The 17,799-nt window shown below is 62.7% G+C and carries 19 protein-coding genes; 6 read left to right on the top strand and 13 right to left on the bottom strand.

Features of this window, described 5'->3' with window-relative positions:
* Positions 1 to 78: 78 nt before the first annotated feature.
* The 8 genes from NUV89_RS19685 to NUV89_RS19720 form a co-directional block, all read right to left on the bottom strand.
* Entirely contained in the window at positions 79 to 2,187 is a 2,109-nt protein-coding gene (locus NUV89_RS19685; protein WP_257782609.1) for a TonB-dependent siderophore receptor, read from the bottom strand.
* Between the two features lie 149 nt (positions 2,188 to 2,336).
* Positions 2,337 to 3,719, bottom strand: a complete 1,383-nt coding sequence (locus NUV89_RS19690) for a PepSY domain-containing protein (protein ID WP_257782610.1) — start codon at positions 3,717 to 3,719, stop codon at positions 2,337 to 2,339.
* Positions 3,720 to 3,836: 117 nt separating this feature from the next.
* Positions 3,837 to 5,897, bottom strand: a complete 2,061-nt coding sequence (locus NUV89_RS19695; protein WP_257782611.1) for a TonB-dependent copper receptor — start codon at positions 5,895 to 5,897, stop codon at positions 3,837 to 3,839.
* A gap of 93 nt (positions 5,898 to 5,990) precedes the next feature.
* Positions 5,991 to 6,392: a DUF2946 domain-containing protein gene (locus tag NUV89_RS19700; RefSeq protein ID WP_257782612.1), complete on the bottom strand. Its 402-nt coding sequence runs from the start codon at positions 6,390 to 6,392 to the stop codon at positions 5,991 to 5,993.
* A gap of 11 nt (positions 6,393 to 6,403) precedes the next feature.
* On the bottom strand, positions 6,404 to 6,886 hold the full coding sequence (locus tag NUV89_RS19705; protein ID WP_257782613.1) for a copper chaperone PCu(A)C: 483 nt from the start codon (positions 6,884 to 6,886) through the stop codon (positions 6,404 to 6,406).
* A 46-nt stretch (positions 6,887 to 6,932) separates the two neighbouring features.
* The gene (locus tag NUV89_RS19710) at positions 6,933 to 7,328 is read right to left on the bottom strand and encodes a DUF2946 domain-containing protein (protein ID WP_257782614.1); all 396 of its coding nucleotides are present in this window, start codon (positions 7,326 to 7,328) and stop codon (positions 6,933 to 6,935) included.
* Between the two features lie 97 nt (positions 7,329 to 7,425).
* Positions 7,426 to 7,716 (bottom strand): addiction module antidote protein, encoded by a 291-nt coding sequence (locus NUV89_RS19715; protein WP_257782615.1) that lies wholly within the window; start codon positions 7,714 to 7,716, stop codon positions 7,426 to 7,428.
* 3 nt (positions 7,717 to 7,719) lie between these two features.
* A complete protein-coding gene (locus tag NUV89_RS19720; protein WP_257782627.1) occupies positions 7,720 to 7,983 on the bottom strand; it encodes a type II toxin-antitoxin system RelE/ParE family toxin in 264 nt (87 codons plus the stop codon).
* Positions 7,984 to 8,544: 561 nt separating this feature from the next.
* On the opposite strand from NUV89_RS19720, the gene NUV89_RS19725 reads away from it, so the two are divergent.
* Positions 8,545 to 8,778: a DUF6124 family protein gene (locus NUV89_RS19725; protein WP_257782616.1), complete on the top strand. Its 234-nt coding sequence runs from the start codon at positions 8,545 to 8,547 to the stop codon at positions 8,776 to 8,778.
* A gap of 92 nt (positions 8,779 to 8,870) precedes the next feature.
* Here NUV89_RS19725 and NUV89_RS19730 read toward each other — a convergent pair whose 3' ends face one another.
* Genes NUV89_RS19730 through cbiE form a run of 4 tightly spaced genes read right to left on the bottom strand, consistent with a single transcriptional unit; the run spans position 8,871 to position 11,689 of the window.
* Positions 8,871 to 9,359 (bottom strand): PIN domain-containing protein, encoded by a 489-nt coding sequence (locus NUV89_RS19730; RefSeq protein ID WP_257782617.1) that lies wholly within the window; start codon positions 9,357 to 9,359, stop codon positions 8,871 to 8,873.
* Positions 9,356 to 9,706: a hypothetical protein gene (locus NUV89_RS19735; RefSeq protein ID WP_257782618.1), complete on the bottom strand. Its 351-nt coding sequence runs from the start codon at positions 9,704 to 9,706 to the stop codon at positions 9,356 to 9,358. The genes NUV89_RS19730 and NUV89_RS19735 overlap by 4 nt, the downstream gene beginning before the upstream one ends.
* A gap of 55 nt (positions 9,707 to 9,761) precedes the next feature.
* The gene (locus NUV89_RS19740) at positions 9,762 to 10,487 is read right to left on the bottom strand and encodes a cobalt-precorrin-6A reductase (protein ID WP_257782619.1); all 726 of its coding nucleotides are present in this window, start codon (positions 10,485 to 10,487) and stop codon (positions 9,762 to 9,764) included.
* Positions 10,484 to 11,689 (bottom strand): precorrin-6y C5,15-methyltransferase (decarboxylating) subunit CbiE, encoded by a 1,206-nt coding sequence (gene cbiE, locus NUV89_RS19745; protein ID WP_257782620.1) that lies wholly within the window; start codon positions 11,687 to 11,689, stop codon positions 10,484 to 10,486. Before cbiE ends, NUV89_RS19740 begins: the two co-directional genes overlap by 4 nt.
* Before the next feature lie 38 nt (positions 11,690 to 11,727).
* Here cbiE and cobG point away from each other — a divergent pair, with 38 nt between their 5' ends.
* From cobG to NUV89_RS19770, 5 genes are all read left to right on the top strand, one after another.
* Positions 11,728 to 13,074 carry a precorrin-3B synthase gene (gene cobG / locus NUV89_RS19750; protein ID WP_257782621.1) on the top strand — a complete coding sequence of 449 codons (1,347 nt, stop codon included), beginning with the start codon at positions 11,728 to 11,730 and terminating at the stop codon, positions 13,072 to 13,074.
* Complete coding sequence (locus tag NUV89_RS19755; RefSeq protein WP_257782622.1) at positions 13,067 to 13,693, top strand: precorrin-8X methylmutase; 627 nt, start codon at positions 13,067 to 13,069, stop codon at positions 13,691 to 13,693. Before cobG ends, NUV89_RS19755 begins: the two co-directional genes overlap by 8 nt.
* Positions 13,693 to 14,424 carry a precorrin-2 C(20)-methyltransferase gene (locus NUV89_RS19760; RefSeq protein WP_257782623.1) on the top strand — a complete coding sequence of 244 codons (732 nt, stop codon included), beginning with the start codon at positions 13,693 to 13,695 and terminating at the stop codon, positions 14,422 to 14,424. Before NUV89_RS19755 ends, NUV89_RS19760 begins: the two co-directional genes overlap by 1 nt.
* On the top strand, positions 14,424 to 16,061 hold the full coding sequence (gene cobJ / locus NUV89_RS19765) for a precorrin-3B C(17)-methyltransferase (RefSeq protein ID WP_257782624.1): 1,638 nt from the start codon (positions 14,424 to 14,426) through the stop codon (positions 16,059 to 16,061). The genes NUV89_RS19760 and cobJ overlap by 1 nt, the downstream gene beginning before the upstream one ends.
* A gap of 237 nt (positions 16,062 to 16,298) precedes the next feature.
* Positions 16,299 to 17,078: a hypothetical protein gene (locus NUV89_RS19770; RefSeq protein ID WP_257782625.1), complete on the top strand. Its 780-nt coding sequence runs from the start codon at positions 16,299 to 16,301 to the stop codon at positions 17,076 to 17,078.
* Here the strand turns inward: NUV89_RS19770 and NUV89_RS19775 are convergent.
* The gene (locus NUV89_RS19775) at positions 17,075 to 17,671 is read right to left on the bottom strand and encodes a MarC family protein (protein ID WP_257782626.1); all 597 of its coding nucleotides are present in this window, start codon (positions 17,669 to 17,671) and stop codon (positions 17,075 to 17,077) included. The two genes, NUV89_RS19770 and NUV89_RS19775, sit on opposite strands and share 4 nt — an antisense overlap.
* Between the last annotated feature and the right edge of the window lie 128 nt (positions 17,672 to 17,799).

Here is a 17,799-nt window from a genome sequence, read left to right on the forward strand (position 1 = left end):
TCAGTCAATACATCTGTTACTGATCCACCGCATTCGCGAGCAAGCCCGCTCCCACATTTTTGACCTGTGTTGTGTCAGTTAAAAGGTGTAGTCCGCTGTGACGAAGAAGGAGCGCGGCTCACCGAGGATCCACTGCTGCCCGTCATTGTATTGGCTGACGGCATAAGTGCGATCAAACAGGTTGTTCAACTGCAACCCCAGCGTGGTATTGCGCATCGCCTTCCACGACACCGTCGCGTCGACCACGGTGTAGCTCGGCAACTCGTTTTGGTTGGCCATATCGGCATACCGCGCATCCACATACCGCACGCCGGCGCCGGCGCGGATGTCGTCGGTCACGGCCTTGCTCAGCCACAGGTTGGCGGTGCGGCGCGGTACGTCCACCGGGCGGTTGCCGTCGCGGGAGACTTGCACGCCGTCAACGTCCTGCTTGAAGTCGTCGTATTGCGCATGCACCAGCGCCGCGTTGGCTTGCAGGGCCCAGGCGTGGGGCAGTTGCAGGTCGAGGCTGGCTTCCAGGCCACGGGAGGATTGCTGGCCGACTTGCTGCTGGCGGCTCGGGTCGCCCGGTACGTCGGTGAGCAGTTTCTTTTTGACGATGTGGTAAGCGGCCAGGGTCCACTCGCCACGCTGGTTCCAGAAGGCTTGCTTGATGCCTATCTCGGTCTGCTTGGCGGTGGACAGGTCGAACTGCTGCTGGCCGGGACTCAGGGAAATCAGGCCGCCGACGCCGTCGGTGCTGGTGGCGTACTGGCCGTAGAGCGAGGTGTCCGGGGTGATTGCGTAGACCAGGCCGGCTTTCCAGTTATTGCCGGTGAGGGTTTTGTCGGACTGCTCGCCGGTGCGCAGGTTGTCGCGGTCCACATGAGCGTAGTCGCGGCGGATACCGGTCACCAGCGCCAGTTGATCGGTGAGTTGCAGGCGGTTTTCGGCAAAGCCGGCGACGGTTTTGGTGGTGGTGGCGAACAGCGGCTGGAACGCGCTGTTGCTTGCGAACTCGCCGGGTGCCGGATGGTTGATGTCGATGGGTTGGCCATCGGCGAAGCGGTCGGTGAACGGCGAGTTGCTGGCCAGGCGGAAGCGGATGCGGTTGTATTCCACGCCGGTCACGGTCTGGCTGTCGAGGCCGAACAGGCTGTGCTTGAAGGTGAAGGTCTGGCGGTCGCCGACCTGTTCCTGGTTGTGCTTGATGCCGTAGTTGCCGCTGCGGGTGAGCTGGCCATCGGTGAAATTGTAGTTCTCGGCGTTCTGCCAGCGACGCTGGTTTTTCAGGTAGAACAGCTCGTTGCTGGCGCTGACGTTATCGCTGATCTGCCACTCGCTGGTCAGGCGCGTCCACTGGTCGTTGTAGTGCTGGATGTCGTCGCGGACGTTGTAGTTTTTCTCGCGCAGGCCTTTGTGCAATTGGCCGTTTATCAGCGGCGTGCCGAAGTAGTTTTGCGGGCGCTGGTCGCCGTAGTCGCTGGCGAGGGTGAAGCTGAGGTTGTCCGCCGCCTGCCAGCGCAGGGCGCCGCTGACGAAGTCGCTGCTGGAGTCGCCACGGTCGATGAAACCGTTGCTGCGCAGGCGGTTGAGGTTGAGGCGATAGCTCAGGGTGTCGGTCAGCGAACCGCCGCTGTCGAGGGCCTGTTGCTGGCGGTCATAGGAACCGTAGCCGAGGCGGATGTGGTTTTCGATCTCGCCTTCGAAGGGCTTTTTCGCCACGGTGTTGACCACCGCGCCGGTAGCGCCTTCGCCGTACAGCACCGAGGCCGGGCCGCGCAGTACGTCAACGCGTTCCACCGCCCAGGTGTCCACCGGGAAGGTCGAGGTGCCCATGCCCATGTACATGCGGTTGCCGTCGTAGAGCTGCATCACCGAACCCTGGCCGGTAAAACCACGGGCCGACAACGAGGTGCCGCCGTCGCCCGGCGTGCCGGTGCGGCTGATGCCGGTGGCGCGGGAAATCGCGTCCTGCACGCTGGCATCGCCCCGCTCGCGGATCTGCGCGCCGGTCTGGCTTTCGACGCTGCCGGGGGTTTGCAGGGCCGTGAGGTTCAGGCGTGAGCCGGCGGTGGTCGGGGTGTTGAGGTCGATGTGTTCATCATCAACCGCCGGTGCGGTGACGGGGCTGGCGGGCAGGGTCAGGGCCTGGGCGCTGGTGTGCAGGGCGAGCAGGCACAGCCCGGACGCGAGGTACTTGTTCATGGGGCGATCAGTCTTCTTGGAGGGTTACTCGCCGCTTGTGGCGGCGAGCAACAATAACGCAGTAAGTGTTATAAGTTAACACTTATTCGCTGCGAGACAAAAGTCGCGCAAGGCTACAGAAGTGCTCTATGGCGGGCATCTCGCTGGTTTCATGTCGAACCTGAGGCAGATTCATGTCGGTTGAAAAACCGTGACAGCACCAGGCGATCCAAGGCCCACACGACGATCAACGACGCGCCCACCAACGGGAAAACAATCGCCAGGCCGAGCATGATCACCATCGCGGTTTTCCACTTCGGCAGGTCGTGGCGCAGCGGCGGCACACCGAGCTTGCCCTGGGGTTTGCGCTTCCACCAGATCACCACGCCGCTGACGGCGCTGAGCAGGATCATCAGGCAGATCAGCAACACGATCAGTTGGTTGACCCAGCCGAACATCTTGCCTTCGTGCAGCATCACCCCGGTTTCGGTGGCGCGGGCGACGGTGTTGTAGTGCTGCCAGCGCACATCGGCGAGGACCTTGCCGGTGTACTGGTCCACGTGCAGGGTGGCGTCGTTGCGCGGGTCGTCGGCGAACACCGCGACGGTGAACACGCCTTCGGCGGTGGTGGGGAAAGTGATGCTGTAGCCGGGCTCGACCTTGCGTGCGTTGGCCAAATCCACCACCTGTTGCAGGCGCAACGTTGGCGCGGCGGGCGCCGAGTGCAGGGCGCCGTGGTTCATGTGCTCGGCGTGGTCGCCGGACATCGGCATCGGCGTGTTTTCCATGGCCCAGGGCACGGTCTGTTGGCTCGCGGTATTGAGCATGCGGGCCTGCTGGTCTGACTGCGGCACGTCGTTCCACATGGCGGCCGGGAATTTATTCCACAGGTCGGCGTATTGCTTGCCCCAGAAGCCGGTCCAGGTCATGCCGCTGAGCAGCATCACCAGCAACAGCGCGGCGCCCCAGAAACCGGTGACCGCGTGCAGGTCGCGCCAGAGCACGCGGCCGCGACTGCTCAATCGCGGCCACAACACACCGGCCGACGACTTGCCGCGCGGCCACCACAGGTACACGCCCGACACCACCAGCATCACGCCCCAACCGGCGGCGAGTTCCACCAGGCGGTCACCGACGGTGCCGATCATCAGCTCGCCGTGCAGGGCGCGGGCGATGGCTTGCAGGTTGTATTTGGCGTCTTGCTCACCGAGGACGGTGCCGCGATAGGGGTCGATGAATACCGTGAGTTCGCGGCCCTTGTCGTGCAGCACGAACTGCGCGCTGCGGGTGGCGGTCGCGGGCGGCAGGTATTGGCTGATGGCGGCCTGGGGGTAGGCGGCCTTGGCGCGTTGCAGTTGCTCGTCGGCGGTCAGCGCGTGTTCGGCGGCCGGGACGGTGAGCAAGTCGCCGTACATCAGCGGGTCGAGCTGGGGTTTGAACAGGTAGATGATGCCGGTCAGGGCCAGCAGCACCATGAAGGGGGCGACGAAGAGGCCGGCGTAGAAGTGCCAGCGCCAGGCCAGGTTGTAGAAGGAGATGTTTGGGGTGCTCATCAGGGGTGCTCCGCAAAGCTGAATTTATTGTAGTTAGTCAGGCTGCCTTCGCGAGCAAGCCCGCTCCCACATTTGAAATGCATTCCAACTGTGGGAGCGGGCTTGCTCGCGAAGCTTTTAGAAGCTCATATCAACTTTGGTCCAGAGTGTGCGACCGGGCTCCTTGATGGCCTGCGGATCATTGGCCGGGTAGCCGAACCCGGCGTTGCCGGCCAGGTTCAAATGCTCGGCGTAGGCTTTGCCGAACAGGTTGTCCACACCGGTGCTGACCTTGAAGTTTTTGTTGATGCGGTACGCCGCGTTCAACGAGAACACGCCAAAACCGCCGCTCTTGTCGTAGTCCTTGCCGACCACGTTGCCCTTGTTCTGATCGATGCGGTTTTGTGCCGCGACCACCCGCCACAAGGCGCCGGCGCTCCAGTCGTCTTCGCTGTAGGTGAGGCCCAGGCGCGCATCCAGCGGCGGCATTTGTGGCAGGGCCTTACCGTCGCTGCTGTTCTTGCCCCAGGCGTAGGCGAGGGTGGCGTCGGTTTTCCAGTGGCGCGTGAGTTTGTACGCCGCGCCCAGTTCGCCGCCCATGATGCGCGCGTCGACGTTGCGCGCCTGGGAGGTGGTGCCCATCATCCCGGGCTTGTAGTCGAACAGGATGAAGTCCTGCACCCGGCCGATGTAGCCCGAGGCCCAGGCTTCGAGATCGGCGGATTTGTACTGCGCGCCAAAGTCGAGTTGGGTGGTCTTCTCCGGCTTCACGCCGTCGAAGGCATTCACCGCACCCGCTGCACCGGTGTTCGGCGAAAACAGCTCCCAGTAGTCCGGGAAACGTTCCGAATGGCCCAGGCCGGCGTAGAGGGTGGTGGGGCTGTCGGCCAGGTCGTGTTCATAACGCACGAAGCCGGACGGCAAGGTGTCGGCGCGGGTGTTGTCGGCTGTCGGATTGGGCCGCTTCATCATTGCGGAACCGGTGGTTTGCCGGAAGTCCTTGGCGGACGCACGGTCCAGGCGTGCGCCGGTTATCAGGCGCTCGCGGTCGGCGGCGTACCAGGTGAGTTCGCCGAACACGCCGTAGTTGTGGAAGTTGGCGTCCTTGACCCGGGGCAGGTCCTTGTAGGTGTCGATGCCCATGCTGCTGCGCTGGCGGTGTTCGTTGGTCTGCGCATCGAGGCCGCTGACCAGTTGCACATCGGCCCAGCGCCAGGTGGCCTTGATCCGTGCGCCGAGGGTGCGGCGGTCGACGTTGGACGCCATCGGCCCGGCCATCATGCCGGTGCCCGACGGCGTGCGCAGGCTGTAGTTGTCCATCACATGGTCGGCGTAGTTGTAGTAGACCTGGGCCTCGACCTTGTCCAGCACCTCGCCGATGTTGGACTTTTCGAAGCGTAAACCGAGGCTTTCACGCAGGAACTGCGAGCCGTCCATGCCGCGCCCGGCGTAGCGCGCTTCGCCATCGCCACGGCCGGCGGTGAGTTCCAGCAGGGTGTCGGCGTCGGGGGTGAAACCGACGGCGACGTCACCGTTCCACTTGTCGTAGCGCGAGGCGACGGTGTCGTTGTTGCCATCCTTGTAGTCATCGGCATGGGCCTGGTTGCCGATCACCCGCACATAGCCCAGCGGACCACCGGCGGCGGCGTCGATGACCTTGTCGAAGCGCCCGTTGGAGCCGGCCAGCACGCTGGCGTTGAGGCGTGTGCCCAACTCGCCGAACTGCTCTGGCTCACGGTCGAACAGGATGGTGCCGGCGGAGGCGCCCGGGCCCCAGAGCACGGTTTGCGGGCCTTTGATTACGGTGAGCTTGTCGTAGGTTTCCGGGGAAATGTACGAGGTGGGTGCGTCCATTCGCCCGGGGCAGGCGCCGAGCATCATGCTGCCATTGGAGAGGATATTCAGGCGCGAGCCGAACATGCCGCGTAGCACCGGGTCGCCGTTGGTGCCGCCGTTGCGCACCAGGGCGAAGCCGGGGATGGTCTTGAGGTAGTCGCCGCCATCGCTGGCGGGCACCGGCTGGCGCGGGTCCTTGGGGTTGGTGATTACGGTCAGCGGTGAGCTGGGGGCAATCGCGGTGATGACGGTGGGGCTCAGTTCGTGTTCATCGGCGTGAGCCAGTGGCACCAAGAGTGCGCCGCACAGAACGGCGAACACGGGGGTACATCCCAAACGGGAGTCAGCAGTAAACCTGGACATGACAAATTCCATCAATCAATCGTAAACAACACGGCCAGCAGCCTGCGGCTGTCTGTCTAAAGTCGGCCGGGGTGAAGTAACGCTGTGAAGTGCCTACGGGACGATGGGCGGCGCACGGCTGCGGGCGCCGGGGAAGATGCTCTGCCGGGCATGTCCCAGGCGCGTGGCGGGGGTAAGGGCGGTGGCCGGCGGGGGAGCGCCGAGGGTAAGCGTGGAAACGCCGCCGGGCAGGGCGGGGCAGCTGTAGAGCAGGTCGCAATAGCCGCACTTGGCCCAGAGGGCGTGGTGTTCGTCAGGGGCTTTTTTGTGATGGGAATCGCCGTGGTCCATCGGCATGTCCATGGACATGCTCGTCGACATACCGGCGTGATGATCCATCGGCATCGCTTGGGAAATCAGCGGACCAATAAAGATCATCAGCATGGCGAACAGGCTGATCCAACTGCCGCGCGTTACACGGGCATGTGGCGACAACCTGGCGCGGGGGGCGCCCATCGAGTGTTGGCCTAGTGGGCGTGTTTATGCTCGTGGGCGGCCATTGGCGGCACCTTTTGCACCGACACTTGCACCTCGACCTTGCCGGCTTTTTCGAAGGTGAGGGTCAGCGGGAATTGCTTGCCGTCGGCCAACAGGCTGCGGTCCTTGAGGCCCAGCAACATCACGTGATACGCCATCGGCGCGAAGGTCAGCTCGCCCTTGGCCGGTACGGCGACGTTGGGCACTTGCTGCATCTTCATCAAATCGCCCTGCATGACGTGCTCATGCAACTCGGCCTTGTCGGCCACTGGCGTCTCGACGCCGAGCAGGCGATCCGGCGTTTCGCCGGTGTTATGAATCACAAAGTACGCGGCAACAGTCGGCGCATTTGGCGGCAACTCCTGGGACCAGGGTTCGCTGACCACGAGGTCGCCGGTTTTGTAGTCGTCGGCATTGGCAGCACTGAACACCGGCAGCAACAACGCGGCCAGAAGCAGGGAAGATTTGAGCATGGCAGTTCTCCAGAACGGTTCTAAACGCAGTTCACTTGCGAAGACATCAGGCCGTTGGAGAGGCGCGCGGGTTGAGGCTTGGCCATTGCTGGCGCGGCGTCGGGCCTTGCAGCTGGGGCGGCGGCAAGCTCTGTGAGGTGTTGAATTGGGTGAGGTACAACTGCGGCACATGCCCCGGCAACGCCACCAACGGCGCCGAGCCCGAGCAACACCAGCAATGCTGCATGGTGGAATGATCGTCCTGCTGCGGTGCCGGAATGTCCAGCTTGCCCAGGGCGATGGTCTTGAGCGTGGCGCCATTGGAGGAACAGAAACTGCCCCACAACAATTGCTGCACCGGGTCCTGGGATTGCTGCATCGCACTGGCCATCGGCATGGCAAAGGCGTTGAACAGCACTGCAAGGCAGGCGATCCAGGCGATTGCAAAGCGTTGACGGGCCATGGCGGACAATCCGTAGGGTTAAACGATCAGGTGGGTATTTAGCCTGATCGTAGGGGATAAGTAAAAAAGGGTGGTGTGGTTTGGTGTCGCAGTGCTATCAGATCGCTGTAGCGTGAAGCTTGAGGCCCAGTGCTTTCATGACTTTCATGATAGTTGCGAATTCGGGGTTGCCAGTGGTGGATAGGGCTTTGTATAGGCTTTCTCGTCCGAGGCCGGCGTCGCGGGCTACTTGGGTCATGCCTTGGGCGCGGGCGATGTCGTTCAAGGCGGTGCGAATCAACAGTCCGTCACCTGCATCGTCTTCGAAACAGGTCTCTAGATACGCGGCCATTTCCAGTGGGGTTTTCAAGTATTTTGCCGCGTCGAAGCGGGTAAAGGATTCGCTCATGAGTCAGTCCTCATTTCCAAGATTTAATGCCAGTTGTTTTGCAAGCTTGATGTCCCGATCTTGTGTTGATTTGTCACCACCGATCAGCAGGAGGTAAACCACCGCGTGTCGACGAGTGAAGTAAACGCGATACCCCGGACCATAGTGGATCCGCATTTCGGACACGCCGTTACCTACGGGTTCGCAGTCACCGAAATTACCTGCTTCTGCCATGCGTATTCTCTTGATAACACGCACTTTTGCGAATGGATCTCGAACGGCGTCCAGCTATTTGACAAACTCAACGGATTCATCAAATTCAATCATCTCGAATCGTATTCCCTGGGATACATCTTGGCAAGATACGATGCGCTGCAAAAGCAGGCATCCCCACTGCGGCTGGTTGACTCAAAACCGCGAGCGGGGAGGTTAGGGCGGGGGCTTTTGGCTGAGCTAGCCAGCTAGTTCGGAAGGGTTTGTAGGGGGATTCGGCTTTTCGAGGCGAGGCCAAGTGGGTGTCGGTTAGGCGGGTTAATTGAATAAGCAGAAATTTCCGACAAGCCTTTAAGGTTGCCCCTAGGAAACTCAATCCCTAGTCTCCGTACACCGCTGCAAACGCAGCGGCCGGGCGTCGCGGCCCGGATTTCTCCAGACGTTGAAGCGTCATTGCCTCCTTTCAGTTGGCGTTTTTTTATCGTCTACTGTGCGGCGCTATGGCGGCTGTGCGCGGGATACCTTCGGGTATGCCGGTGTTCTGGAGGATCGGTCCGCGAACCTGCGTACAGCTGCCACCCCCATCGCGTCGCGGCGATCAGTGGCAGCTCCTTTTTACTTCTCCGGAGCTTCACAATGATCAAACCCACCCCCAATCCCCCCGTCCGGCTCTTCACCGTTGCCGACGGCATCTGCACCGAAGACCTGCTGGTCAACCTCAGCGAAACGCTCGCCTCCGCCAATGCGCTGAGCTGCGATCTGGCATTTAACCTGGAAGGCTCGAAACGAGAGGAATTGCTCGGCGTTGCGCAGTTGATTGAGCTGGCGCAGTTGCTCGCGGATCGTGTGCGCGTCGCCTCTCCACTTTAAGAGCCGGCTTGCCGCCGATGAGGCCTTTGAAACTTGCAGTGAACATGTGGGCCTCATCGCTGGCAAGCCAGCGCCCACAATGGCATCGCGCCTTAGACTTCCCAACTCGCTTCGCGGATGTGATTGAAGTTCACGACATCCACGCAATGTTGATGAGCAAAACCAGCCACTCTAAGATCATCCGTCAAAACCAGATAATTATCTTTTGCGGCAGCGACAATACCCACGTCAGTAAGGCCATAGGGTGCCAGTTCATAGTCGCGACTTATATCCGAGGCCGGGTGATGGATTTCAAATATTGTTGATAGTGACTGTTTTAACGTTTCATAGAAGTCGTGCAGCTTGCTGCCATACAGCCCATTTGTCAGGTTGCTGACTTCTGCAAGAATATGAGGGGTTGAAACAAGTTTTTCGAATTGATCAATAACGTTGAGCAGAAGCTTGTAGTCATCATCGGTATAACCGCTTGTTCTCTTGAACTCCATGATGCTGGACGTGCCACCCATCAAGGCCAGGAGCAGCAGGTTGGTGTCGACAATAATTCCTCTTTTTCGGTATTGCTTTATATAGGCATCCATCATATTTCGCGGATCTTCATCGAGCGAAACTCACCCGTCTCCGAGTCGATAATGAATGTTTTATATTTTCTTGAATGTATCTGCCCTGCCAAAACCGCGCCCAAGCGTTCATATTTATAAGCGTTGGGGTCGTTGAATCCAAGTGTTATTGCCCATGTTTTGTTGTCTGGGCTCAATTCAACTTCTTCAAGCATCAGGTCTTGTAGCGTGATCTCTTGCCCGAGAAAGTCGTTTGCCGCCGCCTTGGCAACTTTCACCGCTTCTTTTACTTCTATCATGTCAGCCCCTGAATTGAGTTGAGTCTGGCTTGAACTGTTTTTGGAGTGTAGCACTTCATGTTGTGGGTTCATCGCCGTCCCTTGAGGTAGCAAATAGAGTGGATAGAGGCTGGCGGATGATCCTGATCTATCGCATGAAATCTGCCAACGAATCGATTGTTTCTGCAGGCGACAAAAGCTCTCGATCCACCGCCGCCAACACCGGCCGCTTCAACACCAATACCGGCACCCCAAGCTCCCTTGCCACTTCCAGCTTCGGCTCCGTCGCCGTACTGCCGCTGTTCTTGCTGATCAGCACATCAATCCCACGCCGTTCGAACAGCACCCGCTCATCCTCGATCAAAAACGGCCCGCGCGCGCCAATCACTTCGCAGCGTTCATTCCCCGGATACACATCCAGCGCACGCAGCGTCCAGAACTGTTCCGGCGGTATCTCATCAAGGTGCTGCAACGGCTCGCGCCCCAGTGTGAACAGCGGTCGTTTGAACGGTTTCAACGCTTCAATCAACGAAGCCCAATCACTCACCTCCCGCCAATCATCCCCCGCCTGCGGCTGCCATGCCGGGCGGCGCAAGGCCCAGCAGGGCACGCCGCTCAACTGCGCGGCCTCGGCAGCATTGCGACTGATCTGCGCCGCATACGGATGGGTCGCGTCGAGAATCAGGCTGATGCCCTCATCCCGGACAAACTGTGCCAAGCCCTCGGCGCCGCCATAACCACCGACCCGCACTTGGCAGGTCAGGTCGGTCGGCACGCGCCCAACGCCGGCCAGGCTGTAGATATGTTCCGGGCCCAATGTGCGGGCGATAGCCAACGCTTCCGTCACGCCACCCAGCAGCAAGATACGTTTCATAGCGGCTTGACCACTTCCAGCAAGGTGATCGGCAACGCCTGCCGCCACGTATCAAAGTCCCCCAGCGGCTGCGCCTGGGCCACGTGGATGCGCGTCAGTTCGCCGCCATGCCGGGCGCGCCAGTCCATCAGGGTCATTTCACTTTGCAGGGTCACGGCATTCGCCACCAACCGTCCTCCTGGCCGCAGCTGTTGCCAGCAGGTGTCGAGCACGCCTGCACGGGTCACGCCGCCGCCGATGAAGATGGCGTCCGGGGCTTCCAGGCCGTGCAGCGCATCCGGCGCCTTGCCACGAATCAGTTGCAAGCCGGGCACGCCGAGGGCGTCGCGGTTGTGTTCGATCAGGCCTTGGCGACCTTCGTCGGCTTCAATCGCCAGGGCGCGGCAACTCGGGTGTGCGCGCATCCACTCGATCCCGATGGAACCGCTGCCCGCGCCCACGTCCCACAGCAGTTCGCCGGGCATTGGCGCGAGGCGGGCGAGGGTCATGGCGCGCACATCCCGTTTGGTCAGTTGGCCGTCGTGTTTGAACGCCGAATCGGGCAGGCCGGCCAGGCGTGACAGGCGCACAGCCCGCGGGTCGGCCACGCAGTCGATGGCGACCAGGTTCAAATCGGCGACTGACGCGTGTTGCCAATCAACCGCCAGCCCATCGATGCGCCGCTCATCCGCGCCGCCCAAGTGCTCAAACACAGACATGCGGCTCGGCCCAAACCCGCACGCGGCCAACAACGCGGCAATCACCGCCGGACTGCCCCCGTCATTGCTCAACACCAACAAGCGCACACCACTGGCCAGATGGGCATGCAGCGCCGCCAACGGCCGCGCCACCACGGACAGCGTCACCACCTCCTGCAACGGCCAGCCCAAGCGCGCTGCGGCCAACGACACCGACGACGGCGCCGGCAGGATCAGCAGCTCATCCGCCGCTACCTGCCGCGCCAGGCTCGCGCCCACGCCGTAGAACATCGGGTCGCCGCTGGCCAGCACGCACACGGGTTCACCGCGCCGCGCCAGCACCGGTTCCAGGGAAAACGGGCTCGGCCACTCCTCGCGTGCGCCACGAATACACACCGGCAACAGGTCCAACTGGCGCTGAGCACCTATAATCCGCGTGGCGCGCAACAGGGCGTGCCGGGCATTGCGGCCCAGGCCCTTGAAGCCGTCTTCACCGATGCCTACAACCGTCAGCCAGGGCGACATAAAGATTCCTTGAGCGACATCCGACGGGCAGGCTTTTCATGCCGCCGGACAAAGCAGGCATAATACCGCGCCTTTACCCGTCAACCGGTAGCCCCGTGAACCCAACGCCCGCTGTGAATACCTTGCGCCCCTCGGCTTGTCCGGGGTTGCTGCGTATCGTCCAGGCGTTGGACGGCGGTATTTGCCGGATAAAACTGGCCGGCGGTTCCATCACCGCCGCGCAAGCCCACGCGGTGGCGGACGCGGCCCAGGCCTATGCGGGCGGGGTGATCGAGGCGACCAACCGCGCCAATTTGCAGATTCGCGGGATCGGCAGCGAAGAGGGCGCGTTGATCGCCCTGCTGCTGGCGGCCGACCTGGGCCCCAACAACGCGGCTGGCGACGATGTGCGCAACCTAATGCTCAGCCCCAGCGCCGGCATCGACCCGCAGATGCTCTTCGACACGCGCCCGCTGGCCGAACAGATCCTCACTACCCTGCAAAGCCATCCACGTTTCCATGAGCTGTCGGCCAAGTTCGCCGTGCAACTGGATGGCGGCGAAGACCTGGCGATGCTCGAACATCACCATGACCTGTGGTTGTCGGCGTTCGTACGCCATGGCCAGACGCTGCTCGCGTTCGGCCTGGCCGGTTGCCCGGGGCTGGATGCGCCGTTGGCCGCCGTGCCGCTGGAGCAGGGCCATGCACTGGTGGTGGCCGTGCTGGAGGCATTCCTCGACCTCGCCACGCCAGCGCAAACCCGCATGCGTCATCTGGCTGTGGATAAGTTATTGAGCCACCTCAGCCTGCCGCTGCTACCGGCCGACGGCTTCAAACGCCCGCCCAGCGGCGAGTTGCTGCACCTCGGGACTTATCCACAGGTGCAAAAAAATCAGTTCTACGTGGCTGCCCTCGCACCGTTGGGCCGCCTGGACGCGACGATGCTCAAGGGCGCCGCGCAACTGGCCAGCGACTACGGCGACGGCACGTTGCGCTTCACCCCTTGGCAAGGCGTGCTGCTGCCCTATGTGGAAAAGCCCCACGCGGTGACCGAGCGCCTGATGCAGCTGGGCTTTCTGTGTTCAATCGACCAACCCCTGGCGCGCATGACCGCCTGCACCGGTTCCAGCGGCTGCGGCAAGGCCCTGGCCGACACCAAGGCTGATGCGGTGCAACTGGCCGCCCTGCAAGTCGCGCATGACGTGCACCTGTCCGGCTGCCCGCGCTCTTGCGCCGCCGCACACACCGCGCCCGTCACCTTGCTGGCCGTGAGCCCCGGCCACTACGACCTCTATTTTCGCGATGCAGCCCACCCAGGCTTCGGCCGGCTGCACGCGCATGCCCTTTCTATTGAAGCGACGGGCGCCTTGCTGCGCGCCCGCCCACGGAGCAACACCGATGATTGATTACATCCGCGACGGTCAGGAGATCTATCGCAACTCCTTCGCCATTATTCGCGCGGAAGCCAAGTTGGAGCGCATCCCGGCCGACCTGGAAAAACTCGCGGTGCGGGTGATTCATGCCTGTGGCATGGTCGACGCCATTGACGGCCTGCAATTCTCCGAAGGCGCAGGCAAGGCCGGGCGCGATGCGCTGGCCGCTGGTGCGCCGATCTTGTGCGATGCGCGGATGGTCTCCGAAGGCGTGACCCGCGCGCGCCTGCCGGCCAACAATGAAGTGATCTGCACCCTGCGCGACGACAGCGTGCCGGAGCTGGCGCGCGAATTGGGCAACACCCGTTCCGCTGCCGCCCTGGAGCTGTGGCGCCCGCACCTGGAAGGCAGTGTGGTGGTGATCGGCAATGCGCCGACCGCGTTGTTCTACCTGCTGGAAATGCTTGATGCCGGCGCACCGAAACCGGCGCTGATCCTCGGTTTCCCGGTGGGCTTTGTCGGCGCCGCCGAATCCAAGGCGATGCTCGCGGCCGACAGCCGTGGCGTGCCGTTCGTAATCATGCAGGGCCGCCTGGGCGGCAGTGCGATGGCCGCCGCAGCGGTGAATGCCCTGGCCACGGAGGTCGAATAATGCAGGCGCGCGGACGTTTGATCGGCCTGGGCGTCGGCCCCGGCGACCCGGAACTGATTACCCTCAAGGCCCTGCGCCTGCTGCGTGAGTCGCCGGTGGTGGCGTACTTCGTGGCCAAGGGCAAAAAGGGCAACGCCTTCGGCATCATCGAGGACCACTTGGTGCCACAGCAGACCCTGATGCCGCTGGTGTACCCGGTGACCACCGAAGCCTTGCCGGCGCCGATGTCATACGAGCAAGTCATCAGTGACTTCTACGACGCGGCCAGTGTGGAGGTGGCGGCGCACCTGGACGCCGGCCGTGATGTGGCGGTGATCTGCGAAGGTGATCCGTTCTTCTACGGCTCCTACATGTACCTGCATGACCGCCTCGCCGAGCGTTACGAAGCGCAAGTCATCCCCGGCGTGTGCTCGATGCTCGGCGGCGCCTCGGTACTCGGCGCGCCGCTGGTGTATCGCAACCAGAGCCTGTCGGTGCTCTCGGGCGTGTTGCCCCATGACGATCTCAAGCGCCGTTTGGCGGACGCCGATGCGGCGGTCATCATGAAACTGGGGCGCAACTTCCCGAAAGTGCGCCAGGTGCTGGAGGAACTCGGCCTGGCCGGGCGCGCGTTGTATGTGGAGCGCGCCACCATGGCCAATCAGAAGATCGTGGCGCTGGATCAGGTGGACCCGTCGTCGTCGCCGTACTTCTCGCTGATTATCGTGCCCGGTGAACGGTGGCAAGGGTGATGACGCCGGCGATTGTCATTTTGGGCCAGGGCAGCCTGGCCACTGCGCGCAAGATCCAGCAGGTGTACCCGGGTGCGTTGATCCACGGCTTGGCCGCTCGGGTTGAAGGCGCGGACCAGACCTACAGCGAATTCGGCGCGACCCTGCGTCAGCTGTATCAACAGGGCACGCCGCTGATTGCGCTGTGCGCCGCCGGTATCGTGATCCGCACCCTGGCGCCCCTGCTGCTGGAAAAAGGCGAAGAGCCTGCCGTGCTGGCCGTGGCCGAAGACGGCAGCGCCGTGGTGCCGCTGCTCGGTGGCCTGGGCGGTGTGAACGTGATGGCGCGGGAGATTGCCGCTGCGCTCGACGTGGCTGCCGCGATCACCACCAGTGGCGAGCTGCGTTTCGGCACCTGCCTGCTCAACCCGCCAAGCGGTTATGAGCTGGCCGACCTGGCGCTGGGCAAGCGCTTTGTCTCGGACCTGCTGGCGGGCGCGAGCGTGCGCATCGAAGGCGCGGCGCCGTGGCTGGACCACGCCGACTTGCCCCAGGATCAACAGGCGCACCTGGCGATTCATGTGGGCAGTGCCGAGCGTGTGCCGGCCGCCAACGAATTGCTGATCTACCCGAAGACCGTCAGCGTGACCTGCAAGCCGGGCGCGCAGTTGGCCGAGCGTGTACGCGCGGCGTTGCATGACGCGGGCATCGCCGTGCAATCCCTGGCGTGCCTGTTGGCCAGCGATACGCAGATGGCCGAAGCGTCGTTGCATGACGCGGCGCTGGAACTGGGTGTGCCGCTGCGGTTTGCCCGCGTCAGCCAGGACGCCGACCTCGTGATCGATGTGGCCGAACAGCCGTTGGACCTGTCCCGGGTGGGGCGTGTGCGCGGCCGCCTCGCCGTGATCGGCCTGGGCCCCGGCGCGGCCGAGCTGATGGTGCCGGCGGTGAAGGCCGAACTGGCGCGCTGCACCGACGTGCTCGGCTACGAAACCTACGTGCGCATGGCCGGGCCGTTCCGTGACGACCAGGTGCAGCACTGCACCGATAACCGTGAAGAAATGCAGCGCGCGCGCCACGCGTTCGAGCTGGCGGCGCAAGGCCGTTCGGTGGTGGTGGTGTCGTCCGGCGATCCGGGGGTGTTTGCCATGGCGTCGGCGGTGATCGAGGCGCTGCATGAATCCAGTGATCCGGCGTGGCATCAGGTCGACCTGCAGATCCTGCCGGGGGTCTCGGCTTCCCTCGCCACCGCTGCCCAGGCGGGCGCGCCGTTGGGGCATGACTTCTGTGTGATGTCGCTGTCGGACAACCTCAAGCCCTGGTCGATCATCGAAAAGCGCCTGGACCTTGCGTCCCAGGCCGACCTGGCGCTGGCGTTCTACAACCCGATCTCGCGCGCGCGGCCGTGGCAGTTGGGGCGCGCCCTGGAAATCGTCGCGTTGCATCGCACGCCGCAAACGCCGGTGGTGCTGGGCCGTGATATCGGGCGTCCGGGCCAGACCCTGCGTGTCACCACCCTTGGGCAACTGACGCCCGAGCAAGTGGACATGCGCACGATGGTGCTGATCGGCTCATCCACTACCTGCGTGTTCCCGCGTGCCGGTGGCGGGGAGTGGGTGTACACGCCGCGTTGGTACGGCGAGAAACCCGCCTCCTGAAAACAGCCTCACGGCTACCGGAAAGCTCCGAATGACCCAGGGATTTACCTGCGGTGGTTCGGGGCTTTTTCTTTTTTTGCCGGCGAAACCCGGAAGGCCCGCAGTGACGCCGCGCTATTGCTGGGCGCTGGGTTTTGGCGGGCCGCACTGAGGCATGTTTATCGCCTGGAAAGTCCGGCGGGCACTGGACTAGTGTGAGGGCAAGCCCCATGTGGGGTGCTTGTGGAGAACTGAAAAATGGAGCGACATCACAAAAGGATCATCAGTGCAAAACGACGCAAGTTGATTGCCGCCTACAAGCTGCCAGGTTCGCCGGGAGTGAATAGCTCTTTGCCGGTGGACACGGCGGATGACAGTAATGCTGCGGTGGTCAACAACGGCGTGATCTCGTTCGTCGAGGGTATGTCGGCGTTGAATCGGGAATACATTCGCAAAAGTTATCTGCTGGCGAGCAGTTATGTCAGCGATGTGTTGAAGGTCCACCGAGGGACCGAAGCGTGGTACGACGAATTTATCAAGGTGATGGTCAGCCTGGGCTGGCTGCCGCTGCGCAGCAGCTTTGAGCGGGTCGCCCGTTCCGGCCGGGGCCTGACGGTGCAACTGGCGGCGCTGAACATGATCGCCGCGATGCTGGCTTCGACGTCATTGGCCTCGCCGCTGTTGGCGGTGTTGCCGAAGTTGGCGGCAGATGCGCTGGAGGCCATGAAACAGGCGCCGGCGTCTTTTGAACTGTTCAAGCGCAACAGCACGGTGCAGGAGGGGGGCGACTTCGGCCTCGCGTCGTGCGCGCAGACCGATGGCGAAGTGACGATGGTGCTGGTGACCTACAGCACCCGTGGCGTGAGCAAGCAGGTCGGCCTGCCGTTTCTCGAGTGGGACAGCTCGTCTTCCGAGGCCTTCAGCGGGCAGACCTGCCTGGTGTTGAATACCTCGGTGGTCAACGAAAAAACCATCCAGCTGATGCGCGAAAGCGCGGGTGACAAGGTGCAGCTGGCGATCGCCAAATACCGGATCTAAGGCACCAGGTAACCGCGCACCCCGGTAAAGATGATTTGCGCGGCGAGGGCGCACACGAACAAGCCCATCAACCGACTGACAATCTGCAAGCCCTGGTCACCGAGAATGCGTTCGATGCGGTTGGACAGGTACAGCACCACGCCCACCGTGAGGCTGGCCAGGGCGATGCTGAGGATGGCGGTGAGCTTGTCATCCCAGTGGGGCTGGCTGACGCCCATCACCAGCAGCGCACCGATGGTGCCGGGGCCGACGGTGAGGGGGATGGTCAGCGGCACGATGGTCACGTCCTGCTGCACGTTGTCGCTCTGCACCGCCGACTTGCCCTGGGCCATGCCCAGGGCGGAGATGAACAACACACTGCCGGCGCCGATGCGGAACGCATCCACGGTGATGCCGAACACACTGAAAATCACGCGGCCGAACAGGTAGAGCAACACGCTCGAAATCAGGGTCGCCAAGGCGACTTTCCAGGCCAGGCGCCGCCGCTCTTTGTTGGAGTAGCCACGGGTGAGGCTGATAAAGCAGGACAGCACGAAGAACGGGCTGTAGAGCACCAGCATTTTCAGGTAGACGCTGAATAACACGTGGAGCATGGGGGCGGCTCGCGGCGGGAGAAGTGGGGGCAGTCTATCAGGCGAAACGGGGCAAATGTGGGAGCTGGCTTGTGTGGGAGCGGGCTTGCTCGCGAATGCGGAGTGTCAGACGATGCATCGTTAACTGA

The sequence above is a fragment of the Pseudomonas sp. 18.1.10 genome, assembly GCF_024655625.1.
Taxonomy (GTDB): Bacteria; Pseudomonadota; Gammaproteobacteria; order Pseudomonadales; family Pseudomonadaceae; genus Aquipseudomonas.

Coding starts and splice junctions, on each gene's coding strand:
- NUV89_RS19755 (WP_257782622.1), top strand. CDS start 13,067: ATGATTGATTACATCCGCGACGGTCAGGAGATCTATCGCAACTCCTTC.
- NUV89_RS19725 (WP_257782616.1), top strand. CDS start 8,545: ATGATCAAACCCACCCCCAATCCCCCCGTCCGGCTCTTCACCGTTGCC.
- NUV89_RS19770 (WP_257782625.1), top strand. CDS start 16,299: ATGGAGCGACATCACAAAAGGATCATCAGTGCAAAACGACGCAAGTTG.
- NUV89_RS19700 (WP_257782612.1), bottom strand. CDS start 6,392: ATGGGCGCCCCCCGCGCCAGGTTGTCGCCACATGCCCGTGTAACGCGC.
- NUV89_RS19735 (WP_257782618.1), bottom strand. CDS start 9,706: ATGAACCCACAACATGAAGTGCTACACTCCAAAAACAGTTCAAGCCAG.
- NUV89_RS19695 (WP_257782611.1), bottom strand. CDS start 5,897: ATGTCCAGGTTTACTGCTGACTCCCGTTTGGGATGTACCCCCGTGTTC.
- NUV89_RS19685 (WP_257782609.1), bottom strand. CDS start 2,187: ATGAACAAGTACCTCGCGTCCGGGCTGTGCCTGCTCGCCCTGCACACC.
- NUV89_RS19710 (WP_257782614.1), bottom strand. CDS start 7,328: ATGGCCCGTCAACGCTTTGCAATCGCCTGGATCGCCTGCCTTGCAGTG.
- cobG (WP_257782621.1), top strand. CDS start 11,728: ATGCCGCCGGACAAAGCAGGCATAATACCGCGCCTTTACCCGTCAACC.
- NUV89_RS19730 (WP_257782617.1), bottom strand. CDS start 9,359: ATGATGGATGCCTATATAAAGCAATACCGAAAAAGAGGAATTATTGTC.
- NUV89_RS19775 (WP_257782626.1), bottom strand. CDS start 17,671: ATGCTCCACGTGTTATTCAGCGTCTACCTGAAAATGCTGGTGCTCTAC.
- cbiE (WP_257782620.1), bottom strand. CDS start 11,689: ATGTCGCCCTGGCTGACGGTTGTAGGCATCGGTGAAGACGGCTTCAAG.
- NUV89_RS19705 (WP_257782613.1), bottom strand. CDS start 6,886: ATGCTCAAATCTTCCCTGCTTCTGGCCGCGTTGTTGCTGCCGGTGTTC.
- NUV89_RS19715 (WP_257782615.1), bottom strand. CDS start 7,716: ATGAGCGAATCCTTTACCCGCTTCGACGCGGCAAAATACTTGAAAACC.
- NUV89_RS19760 (WP_257782623.1), top strand. CDS start 13,693: ATGCAGGCGCGCGGACGTTTGATCGGCCTGGGCGTCGGCCCCGGCGAC.
- NUV89_RS19740 (WP_257782619.1), bottom strand. CDS start 10,487: ATGAAACGTATCTTGCTGCTGGGTGGCGTGACGGAAGCGTTGGCTATC.
- cobJ (WP_257782624.1), top strand. CDS start 14,424: ATGACGCCGGCGATTGTCATTTTGGGCCAGGGCAGCCTGGCCACTGCG.
- NUV89_RS19690 (WP_257782610.1), bottom strand. CDS start 3,719: ATGAGCACCCCAAACATCTCCTTCTACAACCTGGCCTGGCGCTGGCAC.